Below are 13,763 nucleotides of genomic sequence, written 5' to 3' on the forward strand. Positions count from 1 at the left end.
CACCGACGTCACCCCAGCGCAGGCTGGGGTCTCCCGGTTGGAGCGCGGGACAGGAGCCGACGGAGACCCCAGCCTGCGCCGGGGTGACGTGCAGCGGTGCGGTGTCGACTTGGGGACTACCCGACCCATGCCATCGCCCCTATCTTCCTTTCCGTGACGACCATCACCGCCCGCATCGCCGAGGGCGTCCGCGCCGTTCCTGCCGACCAGTGGGATGCGTGCGCGGGCACGGGCAATCCGTTCCTGTCCCATGCGTTCCTCTCGGCGCTCGAGGAATCGGGCAGCGTCGGCGGCGGATCGGGGTGGCAGCCGCTGCCGATCATCGTCGACGATGCCGATGGCGTGCCGCAAGCGATCGCGCCGGCCTATGCCAAGGGGCATAGCCAGGGCGAATATGTGTTCGACCATGCGTGGGCCGACGCATGGGAGCGGGCCGGCGGCGACTATTATCCGAAGCTGCAGATCGCGGCGCCGTTCACCCCGGTGCCGGGACCCAGGCTGCTGCTGCGCGATGCGACGCAGGCACCCGCGCTGATCGGCGGGATCGAGGCGGTAGTGCGGCAGAACGGCTTGTCGTCGGCGCATGCGACCTTCGTCGACGAGGGACAATTGGCGGCGTTTCGGGCGGCGGGGTGGCTGATCCGGTCGGGGACGCAGTTCCACTGGGCCAATCGCGGCTATGGCAGCTTCGACGATTTCCTGAACGACCTTGCAAGTCGCAAGCGCAAGGCGATCCGCAAGGAACGCGCCGCCGCGGTCGAGGGGCTGACGATACGCCACCTGACCGGGGCCGAGCTGACCGAGGCGCATTGGGACGCGTTCTGGGAATTCTACCAGGATACCGGCAACCGCAAATGGGGCCGGCCGTACCTGACGCGGCGGTTCTTTTCGTTGCTGTCGCAGACGATGGCGGATCGGGTGCTGCTGATCCTTGCCGAGCGTGATGGGCGGCCGATCGCGGGGGCGCTGAACCTGATCGGCGATGACGCGCTGTACGGGCGCTATTGGGGCGCGGTGGAGGAGGTGCCGTTCCTCCATTTCGAGCTATGCTATTATCAGGCGATCGATGCCGCGATCGTGCGCGGGTTGCAGCGGGTCGAGGCCGGCGCGCAGGGCGAGCACAAGCTGGCGCGCGGCTATGTGCCGGTCACGACCTGGTCGGCGCATTTCCTGCCCGATCCGGGGTTTCGGGCGGCGGTGGCCGAGTATCTGGAGCGCGAACGGGCGGCGGTCGGGCAGGAACAGGCGTTTTTGCAGGAAATGACGCCGTTTCGGCGGGGGTAGGTGCGGCGTTCACCAACCTCCGATACGGTCACCAGAGACGTCGCCCCAGCGAAGGCTGGGGCCTCAACCGGCTCCTGCCCCGCGCTATAACCGGGAGATTCCAGCCTTCGCTGGGATGACGTCCGGGGCGAATGGGGTGTTCGCCTTACTTCCGGCTGAGCATCCCGCCCAGACCGCCCGGCAGCAGATCGCCGATACCGCCGCGTGCCGCCGGATCGACGTCGAGGCCGAGCAATTGCGCGAACTGGCCCAGCGCATCGGGACCGCCGACTTCGGACAGAACCGCCTCGATCTGGTGACGCGACACGCCGCTATGGTCGGCGGCTTCCTGCGCCGGATCGGCATGGCCGGCGAACTTGGCCAGCAGGCCGAGCACGGTCTGCACCTGTTCGGCGGAAATGCCCGCCTTTTCGGCGATGGTGGGCAGGTCGAAGCGCCCGGCAAGGTTCAGGGCATTGTTCAACAGGTCCATCAGCGTCTCCTTACCAAGTCGTTTGCCGCCATCTCGCGCATCGGGCGACGGCGGGGCTTTGCGAACGGACGATTGCCCAGATCGCTCCATGTCAGGTCGGGCGGCGGCACGCGGTGATCGATGCGGAACACCGCGCTCGTCCCGTTGCGCCACACCGGGATCAGCCCCTGTTCGAGGCGGCGGTCGTATTTCGGCGGGCGGATCAGCCAGACATAATCGAACGCGTCGCGCGGGAATTTATACAGCGCGCCGGCGATCGGCCGCCAATATTCGCGCGGGCATTTGACGTCGGTCACCAGCTCGGACGGATCGTGCGAGAAGCCGCGCGCCGCCTTGTACTTGACGGTCAACAGCTGGCCGCCGGCCATCGACCATTGGTCATTGGCATAAGCCTGTCGCCGCGCCAGCGCGAGGCCGGGGAAGTGCTGCAGCCGGGTCATGCGCCATTCGTTGTAGCAGGTCTCGCCCACGAAGGTGACCAGCCGCGCGCCGACCGGCACATGATCCAGCGCCGCCAGTTCGCGATCATAGGCGCGGTCGTACAGCCAGAAGCTGGCGGTGGTCGCGCCGATCCGTCCGACGAAGATGGCGAGGCCGATCGCCGCCAACACCGACGCATGGCGGATCGAAGTGCCCGGCTTGGGCCGGAGCGCGATCAGGCAAATGCCGAAGAGATAGGGGACCAGCCGCATATCGGCATAGGCCGACCCGAACACGATGCGCGGCAACAGGATATAGACTGCGATCAGGAACAGTGCCGACAGGCCGAGGTTGCGCGAATAGCCGATATTCGGGTCGCGCACCCCCTTGAACAGCACGAGATAGAAGACCGCGACCGAGGCGAGATCGTAGAGCTGCCACCGGTCGCGCAGCGCCATGGTCATCCACAACATCTTCGCGCGCCAGTTGAACCAGTCGGCGGTCTGCCCACCGACATGCCCGCCCGACCGCCACAGCAGCATCAGCAGCGCAGGCGGCGCCAGCACGAGGCAGTGGAGTCCGGCATGGAAGGCGGCGGCGAACCAGTTGCGACGCTTGTCATGTTCGCGGATCAACTCGGCCGAGGCGGCGAGTACGCCCAGCGTCCCCCAGCCGAAGGTGTGCGTCAGCCAGATCAGCCCGGCGATGGGTACGAACACGACGCCGCGCAGTACCAGCCGCCCCTGCCGCCCCAGCCGCAGCCACAATGCGAAGGCGTTGAGCGCAAGCGCCATCGACAGCACGAAATTGGCGAAACCGAAATGGAACGGGAAGCTGTAGACGATCGGCAGCGCGAACAGCGCGGTCGCCGGGATGCGGCCATGCACTTCGCGCGCGATCCACAACAGTCCGACCGCGGTCAGCGCCGGGATCGTCAGGATGATCAGCTTGACCGCAGGCTCGAGCCCGATCAGCGGTTCGAGCAGCCAGACGAGCAGGTCGACGCCGAGATTGCCGATCAGGCTCCAGTCGAAATTATACCAGTCGTGGAACCATGGCGCCTGTCCGGTATTCCACAGCTGTTGAACGCGATACCGGCCCATATGGCCCGGCAAATCGACCATCGGCGGGATGTCGGGCCACAGCAGCGGCACGATCGCCAGCACGGCCATCAGCGCCACGAACCACCGCGTCTGCCACCAGTTGAGCCTGTCCCCCTGCATCGGCCGCTTTTAGAGGCGGTCGGTACGATCCGGCAAGCGTCCGCGTAACCGGAAGAACAGCATCGATCCGCCGACCGGAATCGGTTCCAGCCACGCGGGAACCTGGCCCGATTGCAGCGCGTCGACGAGGCTGCCGGGGCGATAGCGTTGCAACGCCAGTTCGCGCATGACGTCGGGGCACAGCGCGACGTAATCGACGCCGGTGCGCTGCGCCATCGCTGCCGCCTGTTCGGGGCGGGCGAGGAAGAAGCGATAGGCCGCCATGTTGCCGGCATTGTTGCGGTGATAGCCCGCCGCCCATACGTGATGCGGCGTCATCCCGATCAGATAGGAGCCGAGGTCGATCGGTGCCGCGACCAGTCCCTTGGGCTGTCGCGCGATCGTCAGGAACTGTTCGGCGGTGGTGCAGCGGCCGATATCCGCCCGGGCAGCAAGGATCGGTTTGGCCAGCGCGCCATCCATCGGCTTCGAGATCGCCAGATACGTCACGCCCGCGCCCAGCACCCACAGGGTCAGGCGCGCGGCCATCCGTTCGGGGCGCCCCTGCGTCGCGGCGATGGCGATCGTGAAGGGGATCGATGCCAGTCCGGCGAGGATATAGGTGACGCGGATCTGCAGGATCGCGGCGACCGCGCTGATGACCAGCACGATCGCGAAGGCAATGGCGCGATGTGCCTGCCAGCCGCCGCGCACGGCCTGCACCACCGCCAGCGTACTGCCGAGCAGCGATACCGCGCCATAGGCCACGATCGTGCCCAGCGTATCCTGTCCGACGAACAGGCCGCGCGCTTCGCTGACATTGCTCATCCACACGTCCTTCAGGAACGGGGTGAGCGCGTCGTACGGGCCGGCGAGGCACACCATCGACGTGCGCGATACCGATAGCGCCACGGCGATCCCGACCACCGTGCCGGCCGCGAGGCGCCGCGGCATGGTCGGCATCCAGCGACCCGCGAAACCGAGCGCGATCCAACCCGCGCCGAGCGCCAGCGTCGCGCTGGTCGAGGCAGGGGTGAAGCCGTCGCACCATTCGCGCGGCCAGGCATCGGGGTGCATGAACACGAGCATGAACCCGGTCGCACCGGCCAGCGCGAGTCCGAAGCCCAGCGCGCGGGCGTCCTCGTCCGCCGCGCCGGTCAGCCACAGCCAGCCCAGCGCCGCCATCACCGCGACCAGTTCGGGCGCCGATTCGAGGCCGATGGCAAGGCTGGCCGCCGCGACCACTCCCATCGCCGCGCCGGTCGCTAGCGACGGCCGGCGCAGCAGGCCATCGACCAGCGCCAGCATCAACACGATCTGCAAGGCGTGGTGATCGATCCGGCCGGGGAGGAACAGGCTGATCGTCGGAAAGGCGAGTGCGGCAAGGATGACCGCAACCGGTCGCGCGGCGGGGCCGTGCAGGCGCAGCGCGATCTGCCCTGCCAGCAACAGGTAGCAGCAGAACAACAGCGCCGGCCACGCGATCATCGCACCGACTTCGGCGGCATGGGTGCCCAGCAGCGGTGTCAGCAGCAGGATCATCGCCGCCGGCACCGCATCGGCCAGTCGCGACCAGTGCATCGGCGCACCGCCCGGGGGCCCCAGGCGATATTGCATCAGGTCGTTGAAGCGCTGCCCACCGATCCAGTCGCGGATTTCGGCGATACGCATCATGTCGTCATTGTCGGGCAGGCGCAGCCACCGCAGCGCCGACCAGTCCTTGATCGTCCAAGCGGTCGTCAGCAGCACGGTCAGCCCCAGCGCGAGCGCCAGCACGGGCCAGGAGAAGCGGGGGCTCGGGGCGCGGGGGGCGGGCGTCATAGCCGCCGACATGACCGGATCATGCTTAATTTCCGGTATAGCGTTAACCGAGTCTTCGTCGTTTCACAGGAATAACGGTCGCGATAGTCCGCCGCTGGAGCGTCCGATGCCCGCCGTCCGCCTGCCCATTGCAACCAGCGACGCCATTCGCGAGGAAGTCGCGGTCGAACTGTCGATCGTCATGCCCTGCCTGAACGAAGCAGAGACGCTGGCGGTGTGCATCAAGAAGGCGAAGTTGTTTCTCGACGCGCACGACATCGCGGGCGAGGTGATCGTCGCCGACAACGGATCGACCGACGGATCGCTGCAGATTGCCAATGCGATGGGCGCGCGGATCGTGAACGTGCCGGCGCGCGGCTATGGTGCGGCACTGGCTGGCGGTATCGCCGCCGCGCGCGGCCAGTTCGTGGCGATGGGCGATGCCGACGACAGCTATGACTTCGGCAGCCTGTTGCCCTTCGTCGAACGGTTGCGGGGCGGCGCCGATCTGGTGATGGGCAATCGCTTTCAGGGCGGGATCGCGCCCGGCGCCATGCCGGTGCTGCACCGTTTCCTCGGCAATCCGGTGCTGAGCCTGCTCGGCCGCGCGTTTTTCGGGACGCCGGTCGGCGATTTCCATTGCGGGCTGCGCGCGTTCCGCCGCGACCGTGCGCTGGAACTGGGGCTGACCGCGCCGGGGATGGAATTTGCCAGCGAGATGGTGGTCAAGGCATCGATCGCCCGGTTCGCCATCGCCGAGGTGCCGACGACGCTGGTGCCCGATGGCCGGTCGCGCCCGCCGCATTTGCGCACATGGCGCGACGGATGGCGGCATCTGCGCTTCCTGCTGCTCTATGCGCCGCGCTTCCTGTTCTTCTATCCGGGGCTGGCGCTGCTGATCGTGGGGATGGTCGCGGTCGGAATGCTCGCCGGTGGCGACATCCGGCTGAACGGGGTCGAGTTCGGACCGCACACGATGATCTTCGCGGCGATGGCCGCGATCATCGGCGGCCAGATGATCGGGTTAGCGGTGCTGGCGCGCCAATATGGTATCCTGACCGGCATGTGGCCGGAAAGCGGGGCGATGCAGCGCATCCGCAGCGCACTGACCGTCGAGCGCGGCTGCATCGTCGGGGGGGTGTTGCTGCTGGCCGGATTGGGCGGGGCGGCGACCTCGACCTGGCTCTGGGCGCAGACCGGGTTCGGAGCACTGGTACCGGGCGAACTGATGCGGCTGACCATTCCGTCGATGCTGCTCGCGTGCCTGGGCGTACAGGTCGCGGTCACGTCGTTCTTCGCCGCGCTGCTCGACCAGCCGCGCGCAAAGTAACCGGCCGGGTCGCCCCGGCCCGTTTCACGGATCAGCGGTCGCGGCGCCCCAGCAGACGCAGGCGCAGCGCGTTGAGCTTGATGAAGCCCGCCGCATCGCGCTGGTCATAGGCGCCCTGATCGTCCTCGAACGTCACGACCTTTTCGCTGTAGAGCGAATTGGGCGAACGACGGCCGATGACATGGACGCCGCCCTTGTACAGCTTGAGGCGGACTTCGCCCGACACCTTGTGCTGGCTGTGGTCGATCGCGGCCTGCAGCATCTCGCGCTCCGGCGAGAACCAGAAGCCGTTATAGACCAGCTCGGCATAGCGCGGCGCCAGTTCGTCCTTCAGGTGCGCGGCACCACGATCGAGCGTGATCTGTTCGATCGCGCGGTGCGCGGCGTGCAGGATCGTGCCGCCGGGCGTCTCGTACATGCCGCGCGACTTCATGCCGACGAAGCGGTTCTCGACCAGGTCGAGGCGACCGATGCCATGCGCGCGGCCAAGGTCGTTGAGCTTGGCGAGCAGCGTGGCGGGCGACATCCCCTCGCCATCGACCGCGACCGCGTCGCCGCGTTCGAACGCGACGGTGATGACCTGCGGCGTGTCGGGCGCTTCCTCCGGGCTGACGGTGCGCGAGAAGACATAGTCGGGCACTTCGTCCCAAGGGTCCTCCAGCACCTTCCCCTCAGACGAAGTGTGCAGCAGGTTCGCATCGGTCGAGAAGGGCGATTCGCCGCGCTTGTCCTTGGGCACCGGAATCTGGTGCTGTTCGGCAAAGGCGATCAGCGCGGTGCGGCTGGTCAGGTCCCATTCGCGCCACGGCGCGATGACCTTGATATCAGGCTGCAGTGCGTAATAGCCCAGTTCGAAGCGGACCTGGTCGTTGCCCTTGCCGGTCGCGCCGTGGCTGACCGCATCGGCGTTCACCTGACGCGCGATCTCGATCTGGCGCTTGGCGATCAGTGGGCGCGCGATCGAGGTGCCGAGCAGGTACAGCCCCTCGTACAAGGCGTTCGAGCGCATCATCGGGAAGACGAAGTCGCGAACGAATTCCTCGCGCAGGTCGTCGATGAAGATATGCTCGGGCTTGATGCCCATCAGCTCGGCCTTCTTGCGCGCCGGCTCCAGCTCTTCGCCCTGACCGAGATCGGCGGTGAAGGTCACGACCTCGCACTTATATTCCTGCTGCAACCATTTCAGGATGACGCTGGTGTCGAGGCCGCCCGAATAGGCGAGTACGACGCGGTTGATGGACTCGGCCATGGGGCAGGCTCCTTATGTGCAACGGTTCGGCGCGCGGTTAGGCGACGCGGGGCCGCCACGCAAGGACGTGCGCTTGCGCCGGCGGGGACGCGGTGCAATCGTGCGCCGTATCGCCCCTCGTGGAAAGAAGCTGCCCCGATGTTGTTCGCGCTCCTCGCCCTCGCGCTCCAGACCGCTCCCGCCCCGGCGCAGCCGACACCGGCGCCGGTCGTCGAACCGGCGCCCGAAGACGAAACCGAGTTCTTCGCGCTGTTCGACACCGACAAGGACGGGGTCATCGGCAAGGCCGAGTTCGACGCGATGAGCGTCAAGATCGATGCCGAGGCGGCCAAAGAGGACCCGTCGCAAAAGGGGCAGGCGGCTAGCGGCCTCGCCACCGCGTTCGCGCTGATGGACCAGAACAAGGACGGCAAGATTACGCGCGAGGAGTTTCGGGCGGTGGTGAAGGCAGGGCAGTAGGGGGCGTTCCCAAGCCCAAAACGTCACCCCAGCGCAGGCTGGGGTCTCCTGCGGCGAGGCGCGCGCTCCATTACCGGGAGACCCCAGCCTGCGCTGGGGTGAGGGATATGGGTCGGATAACGTCCTTCATTCCGCCGCCAACAGGGTCGTCGCGCCACCCAGATCGACCGAGACCAGCCGGCTGATCCCACGCTCGACCATCGTCACGCCGAACAGGCGGTGCATGCGGCTCATCGTCGCCGCATTGTGGGTGACGATCAGGTAGCGGGTGTCGGTATCGGCCGCCATCCGGTCGAGCAGATCGCAGAAGCGGTCGATGTTTGCGTCGTCCAGCGGCGCGTCGACCTCGTCCAATACGCAGATCGGCGCCGGGTTGGTCAGGAACAGCGCGAAGATCAGTGCGACCGCGGTCAGCGCCTGTTCGCCGCCCGACAGCAACGTCAGCGATTGCAGCCGCTTGCCCGGTGGCTGGGCAAGGATTTCGAGCCCCGCTTCGAGCGGATCGTCGGCATCGACCAGTTCGAGCTGCGCCTGACCCCCTTCGAACAGCGCGGCGAACAGCCGACGGAAATGCGCATCGACCGCGGCGAACGCCGCCAGCAGCCGCTGGCGCCCTTCGCGGTTCAGTGTGCCGATCGATCCGCGCAGCCGCTGCACCGCCTCGGCCAGTTCGGCGCGTTCGGCGGCGGTTTCGCCCTGCGCGGCTTCGAGTTCGGCCAGTTCGGTTTCGGCGATCAGGTTGACCGGGCCGATCCGGTCGCGGTCGGCGAGCAGGCGGTCATAGGCGGCACTTTCCGCGGCGGCATCGCCGACCTCCGCCCCGACGAACCCGATCCGCGGCAATAAAGCTGGCGGGCACTGGAAGCGTTCGCCCGACAGCCGGCCCATTTCCAGCCGACGCTGTTCATGACCTTCGGCGCGTGCGGCCGCACCGGCGCGGGTTTCGCGGGCGGCGGCCAGCGCTTCGGCGATGCTGCTGGCGGCGCGTTCGGCGGCGCGCAGACGGGTGTCCGCAGCCGATTCGGCGGTGGCGGCCTGTGCGGCGGCGGTGCGAAGCCGGGCGAAGTCGGTATCGATCCGTGCCAGTTCGGCGGTTAGCGCGGCGGGGCGGTCGCGCAGGGCGTCGCGGTCGGCGGCGATGCTTGCCATCCGCTGGTCGATTTCGCCGATGCGGCCGGCGGCGTCGGCCGCGCGGGCGTGCCACGATGCGATTTCGCTTGCCGCCGCCGCCGCCCGGTCGCGATCGCGGACCAGCGCGGCGTCGAGCGCCGATCGGGCGGCACGGGCGTCGGCGACGTGCGTCCGCGCCATGGTCGCCTCGGCCATCAGACGCGCGACCTGTCCCGCCGCCACGGTGCGATCGGGCAGCGCACCCACCGCGATGGCGGCGCGATCGGCATGGGCCAGCGCCTCGGCCAGTTCACCGCGCAGCCGGCGCAACCGTGCCGCGATATCGTCGGCACGGGCCTCGGCGCGTTCGATCGCTGCGGTGGCGCGGTCCTCGGCCCGGGCGGCGTCGCGCGCGGCGGTTTCGGCGGCGTCGAGCGCACGGCGCGCGGCGGTCAGCGCGGCACGCGCGCCGCCGATCGCGGCATCGGCCGCGGCCAGCGCGGCGTCGGCGGCGTCGCGCCGCTCGATCGGCACCGGTCGCCCGTCGCGCAGCATCCGCAGGCGGTTGGTGCGCGCCAGCCGTTCCGCCGCCGCGGCACCCGAACCGGCCCGGCTGCACAACCCGTCCCAGCGACGCAGCGCCCCGTCCAGTGTCACCAGCCGCTGCCCGACCGCCAGCGGCGTGCCCTCGTCGCGTTCGACCACCAGAACCTGCGCCAGTCGTCGGGCGAGCGCCGGGGCGGTGACATGCGCCGACAGCCGGCCGATCCCGATCGGCACCGGCGGACCGTCGGGTCCGGTGGAAGCACCGTCCCAATAGCGGTCGTCGGCCGGATCGGTCCCGGCGTCGAGATCGTCGCCAAGCGCTGCTGCCAGCGCCGCCTCGAACCCCGGCTCGACGATCACCGAATCGATCAACCGCGCGCGGCCGCTGCGGCGAAGCGCACGGTCGAGCGCGGCGATCTCGCTATCGATCGCGGCCAGTTCGGCGGCAGCGGCGGCGCGGTCGGCCTGTGCCCGGCCGCGTGCCTCCTGCGCCGATCGTTCGCCGGCATCTGCCGTGGCGATGGCGGCGCGGGCGGTATCGGCATCGGCCAGCGCCGACGTGCGGCGCCCGGCCGCCGCGTGTCGCTCGGCAAACAGCGGTTCGACCGCCGCCAACGCCGCCTGTTCGGCAAGCAACCGCGCCTCGTCCCGCCGCACGCGGTCCAGCCGGGCGCGAGCGGCGTCGTGCGCGGCGGTGGCGACCCGCGCTTCGGCGAGTTCAGCGGCCTGCGCGGCAAGCGCCTCGGCATGGGCGGCGTCGGCCGTAGCGGAACGCTGCGTCGCGTCGGACAGCGCGGCGTCGAGCGTCGGCAGCGTGGCCGCGCCATCGGCCAGCGTCGTTTCCAACTGCTCCCGCTCGGCCAGCAGCCGGGCGACCGCGGCATCGGCATCGCCCGCCAGTGCCGCCTCACGCGCACGATCCTCGCCCAGCTGGACGGCCTGCGCGGTCAGATCGGCCAGCCGCCGGGTTGCCGCATTGGCCTGCGCCTGCACGCGCTCGCGGGCATGGCCGACGTCGCTGACCTGCTGACGCAGGCGCTCGGCATCGGCGCGGGCGGTGGCAAGGGCCTGCGTGGCGGCGGACAGGGCGTTCGCCGCTTCGCCCTGCGCGCCGGCCTGATCCGCGACCTGCGTCTCGGCCGCTTTCGCTTCGGCAGTGGCGGCATCGGCGGCGGCAGCGGCATCGCGCCAGCGGGCGAAGATCGCCCGCGCCTCCGCCACCCGGATCGCGTCGGTCAGTTCGCGGTAGCGTGCGGCGACCTTTGCCTGTCGCCGCAGCGCTGCGGCGCGTGCGTCCTGTTCCTGCGCCATCTCGCCAAGCCGGTCGAGATTCGCCTCGGTCGCGCGCAGTTTCGATTCGGCATCGCGGCGGCGGACATGCAGCCCGGCAATCCCGGCGGCTTCCTCCAGCATCGCGCGGCGTTCGGCGGGGCGGGCGGCGATGACCGCGCCGATGCGGTTCTGGCTGACCAATGCCGGCGAATGCGCGCCGGTCGCGGCATCGGCGAACAGTAGCGACACATCTTTCGCCCGCACGTCGCGGCCGTTGATACGATAGGCGGAGCCGGCGCCGCGTTCGATCCGGCGGACGATCTCCACCTCGTCGCCCGCCGCATCCTCGGCAAGGATCGCGACCTCGGCGAAATCGCGTGGCGGGCGGGTCTCGGTGCCGGCGAAGATGACGTCGTCCATGCCCGCGCCGCGCAGCGACTTCGCGCTGTTCTCGCCCATGGTCCAGCGCAGCGCTTCGAGCAGGTTCGACTTGCCGCAGCCATTGGGGCCGACGACGCCGGTCAGGCCGCCCTCGATCACCAGGTCGGCGGGGTCGACGAAGCTCTTGAACCCGCTGAGCCGCAGCCGCCGGAGCGTCAGCCCCGGCGTGGGCAGCGTGGCCGCGTCGTCGCCCGCGGCCACCGCGTCAGGCGCCGGCGCCCTTCAGCGCCGTTTCGATCTGCGCCCAGGTGACGGCGTTTTCGACGCGCTCGCCGTTGATCAGGAAGGTCGGGGTGCCGGTGACGGTCGCGCCACCCTCTTCGGTGATCTTGACCACCTGTTGCAGCAGCTTCTGGTCGGCGAGGCATGCACGCGCCTTGGCCTCGGGCACGCCGCGCTGCTTCACGAAATCGACGAAGCCGGCCGCATCGGCCCAGCCGGTAACGGCCTGCAGCGGCGGGATCGACTGGAGCCGCGCCTGTTCGGCCTGCGGGATCGCTTGCATCCGGTCGAGCGTCGCCGCCTGATCCTGATACATCGCTTCGAGCAGCGGGAAGAAGGTCGCCGTGCCGTTGCAGCGGCCGAGCACCGCGGCGGCGAGGTCGGGCGCGCCGTGGACCGCGAAGTCGCGGAATTCGAAGCTGACCTTGCCGGTCGACACATAGTTGGCGATGAGCGGTTCGTTGGCTTCGCGGCCGAACGCGCCGCAGGTCGGGCAGGTGCGCGAGCCATATTCGACCAGCTTGACCGCTGCATCGGGGTTGCCGATGCGATAGCCACCCTCGGGCGTCACCGCGACCATGTCGGTCCATTTCTGTCCAGCGGGCGCCGCGACATTGGCGACCGGCGCGGCGGCGCTGCCATTGGCGCCGGTGCCGACATCGCCACCGCCACAGGCCGACAACAGGCCGAGCGCGATCAGGGGGAGTGCGAAACGCATGAGGGCTACTCTCTTTTCAGGGATCAGGAGGCAGTCAGGAACGGCTTCAGCGTCGCCCAGTCATGGGCCACGACCTTCTTGCCGTTCACTTCGAAGCTGGGCGTGCCTTCGACCCCGGCGGCCTGCGCCGCTTCGGCTATGGCGATCGCGCGCTTCTGTCCGGCTTCGTCGTTCAGGCAGCGGGTCATCGTCGCATCGTCGAGCCCGTGGCCGCGCAGCAGCACGCGCAGGCCCGTCGCATCGGCCAGCTGTTCCAGCCGCTTGGCGATCGTCGCGGTCGGTTGTTGTGCAGCGGGCGTCGCGGCAAAGGCCTCGGCCTTGTCGAGCATCGCCTGCTGCTGGGCGAAGATCGCGTCGTGCGCGGTGATGAAGCGGTTCGGGCCGCCGCAGCGCGCCAGCACCACCGCGGTCAGGTCCAGCGCGTCACGCGGCAACGTGCGATATTCGACCCGCACCCGGCCCGACCGGATCAGCGCGGTCAGTTCGGGCTTCGCATCGCGCGCGAAGGCGGCGCAGTGCGGACAGGTATAGCTGGCCCATTCGACCAGCTGCACCCGCGCCATCGGGTTGCCGATGCTGACCCCGCCGGTCGGCAGCATCGCGACGGTGTTGGTCCAGTTGCGCGTACCCTGCGCCTTGGCCGGCGGCATGCCGAACAGCGCGAACAGGAACGAAAAGACGAGGATGACGATACGCATCAGCGGACCTTGCCAAGGATCGGAATGGCCGGAGGAGGAGGTGCTGCGACCGCGCCGGCCAGCGCGGCAAGCACTTCGCGCAGTTCGGGGTCGGCGATGTCGCGCAGGCTTTCCTGCATGTCGGCCGGCACCGGCGGCGGTTCGCGCCGTGCGGGCGCGACGCGGCGTGCGCGCACCTCGCCGTGGCGGAACTGCAACCGGGCGACCGCGGGATAGCCGAAGAAGCGGTTGACCCGTTCGACGATCTCGGGCGCGATATGCTGCATCATCGTGCCGTGCGCGCCCGACACGATCAGCGTCAGCGTGCCGTCGCCGCGCTTGCCCGGCGGGAAGCGGATCGATTCGGGGGCGGAGACGCGGGCGAAGCGTTCGCCGACGATCTCGCCCCAGCGGCTGACCACCGCCGATTGCACGAAGCCGAACTTGCGGAATGCCGCGCCGCCGATGTCAGGCAGCAATTCGGCAACGGGCCGCGCACCACCACGGCGGCGGGGTTCGGGAATCGTCGGCTTCGGGCGGGGACGCGTCGTCATTGTCGGC

Annotated in this window: 11 protein-coding genes; 3 read left to right on the forward strand and 8 right to left on the reverse strand. The window is 69.2% G+C overall.

What is annotated here, in order from left to right; all coding sequences use genetic code 11:
- Window positions 1–153 precede the first annotated feature (153 nt).
- The gene (locus MF610_RS11370; protein WP_242196424.1) at window positions 154–1,284 is read left to right on the forward strand and encodes a GNAT family N-acetyltransferase; all 1,131 of its coding nucleotides are present in this window, start codon (window positions 154–156) and stop codon (window positions 1,282–1,284) included.
- Between the two features lie 145 nt (window positions 1,285–1,429).
- On the opposite strand, the gene MF610_RS11375 is transcribed toward MF610_RS11370, so the two are convergent.
- The 3 genes from MF610_RS11375 to MF610_RS11385 are packed head-to-tail and all read right to left on the reverse strand — an operon-like array spanning window position 1,430 to window position 5,199.
- Entirely contained in the window at window positions 1,430–1,756 is a 327-nt protein-coding gene (locus tag MF610_RS11375) for a hypothetical protein (RefSeq protein WP_242196426.1), read from the reverse strand.
- Window positions 1,756–3,399: a hypothetical protein gene (locus MF610_RS11380; RefSeq protein ID WP_242196428.1), complete on the reverse strand. Its 1,644-nt coding sequence runs from the start codon at window positions 3,397–3,399 to the stop codon at window positions 1,756–1,758. The genes MF610_RS11375 and MF610_RS11380 overlap by 1 nt, the downstream gene beginning before the upstream one ends.
- Window positions 3,400–3,408: 9 nt before the next feature.
- Window positions 3,409–5,199, reverse strand: a complete 1,791-nt coding sequence (locus tag MF610_RS11385; RefSeq protein WP_242196430.1) for a hypothetical protein — start codon at window positions 5,197–5,199, stop codon at window positions 3,409–3,411.
- A gap of 106 nt (window positions 5,200–5,305) precedes the next feature.
- On the opposite strand from MF610_RS11385, the gene MF610_RS11390 reads away from it, so the two are divergent.
- Window positions 5,306–6,508: a glycosyltransferase family 2 protein gene (locus MF610_RS11390; protein WP_242196432.1), complete on the forward strand. Its 1,203-nt coding sequence runs from the start codon at window positions 5,306–5,308 to the stop codon at window positions 6,506–6,508.
- 31 nt (window positions 6,509–6,539) lie between these two features.
- On the opposite strand, the gene MF610_RS11395 is transcribed toward MF610_RS11390, so the two are convergent.
- Window positions 6,540–7,757, reverse strand: a complete 1,218-nt coding sequence (locus MF610_RS11395; protein WP_242196434.1) for an argininosuccinate synthase — start codon at window positions 7,755–7,757, stop codon at window positions 6,540–6,542.
- A gap of 138 nt (window positions 7,758–7,895) precedes the next feature.
- On the opposite strand from MF610_RS11395, the gene MF610_RS11400 reads away from it, so the two are divergent.
- Window positions 7,896–8,216 (forward strand): EF-hand domain-containing protein, encoded by a 321-nt coding sequence (locus MF610_RS11400; protein WP_242196436.1) that lies wholly within the window; start codon window positions 7,896–7,898, stop codon window positions 8,214–8,216.
- 126 nt (window positions 8,217–8,342) lie between these two features.
- Here the strand turns inward: MF610_RS11400 and MF610_RS11405 are convergent, their stop codons facing one another.
- Genes MF610_RS11405 through MF610_RS11420 form a run of 4 tightly spaced genes read right to left on the reverse strand, consistent with a single transcriptional unit; the run spans window position 8,343 to window position 13,756 of the window.
- Window positions 8,343–11,744, reverse strand: a complete 3,402-nt coding sequence (locus MF610_RS11405) for a chromosome segregation SMC family protein (protein WP_242196570.1) — start codon at window positions 11,742–11,744, stop codon at window positions 8,343–8,345.
- Between the two features lie 46 nt (window positions 11,745–11,790).
- Entirely contained in the window at window positions 11,791–12,525 is a 735-nt protein-coding gene (locus MF610_RS11410; RefSeq protein WP_242196439.1) for a thioredoxin domain-containing protein, read from the reverse strand.
- Between the two features lie 23 nt (window positions 12,526–12,548).
- Window positions 12,549–13,223, reverse strand: a complete 675-nt coding sequence (locus MF610_RS11415) for a thioredoxin domain-containing protein (RefSeq protein ID WP_242196441.1) — start codon at window positions 13,221–13,223, stop codon at window positions 12,549–12,551.
- Window positions 13,223–13,756, reverse strand: a complete 534-nt coding sequence (locus MF610_RS11420) for a DUF721 domain-containing protein (protein ID WP_242196443.1) — start codon at window positions 13,754–13,756, stop codon at window positions 13,223–13,225. Before MF610_RS11420 ends, MF610_RS11415 begins: the two co-directional genes overlap by 1 nt.
- Between the last annotated feature and the right edge of the window lie 7 nt (window positions 13,757–13,763).

It is taken from the genome of Sphingomonas hankookensis, assembly GCF_022664465.1.
GTDB classification, from domain to species: Bacteria; Pseudomonadota; Alphaproteobacteria; order Sphingomonadales; family Sphingomonadaceae; genus Sphingomonas; species Sphingomonas hankookensis.

Coding starts and splice junctions, on each gene's coding strand:
- MF610_RS11385 (WP_242196430.1), bottom strand. CDS start 5,199: ATGACGCCCGCCCCCCGCGCCCCGAGCCCCCGCTTCTCCTGGCCCGTG.
- MF610_RS11380 (WP_242196428.1), bottom strand. CDS start 3,399: ATGCAGGGGGACAGGCTCAACTGGTGGCAGACGCGGTGGTTCGTGGCG.
- MF610_RS11375 (WP_242196426.1), bottom strand. CDS start 1,756: ATGGACCTGTTGAACAATGCCCTGAACCTTGCCGGGCGCTTCGACCTG.
- MF610_RS11410 (WP_242196439.1), bottom strand. CDS start 12,525: ATGCGTTTCGCACTCCCCCTGATCGCGCTCGGCCTGTTGTCGGCCTGT.
- MF610_RS11415 (WP_242196441.1), bottom strand. CDS start 13,223: ATGCGTATCGTCATCCTCGTCTTTTCGTTCCTGTTCGCGCTGTTCGGC.
- MF610_RS11390 (WP_242196432.1), top strand. CDS start 5,306: ATGCCCGCCGTCCGCCTGCCCATTGCAACCAGCGACGCCATTCGCGAG.
- MF610_RS11420 (WP_242196443.1), bottom strand. CDS start 13,756: ATGACGACGCGTCCCCGCCCGAAGCCGACGATTCCCGAACCCCGCCGC.
- MF610_RS11395 (WP_242196434.1), bottom strand. CDS start 7,757: ATGGCCGAGTCCATCAACCGCGTCGTACTCGCCTATTCGGGCGGCCTC.
- MF610_RS11400 (WP_242196436.1), top strand. CDS start 7,896: ATGTTGTTCGCGCTCCTCGCCCTCGCGCTCCAGACCGCTCCCGCCCCG.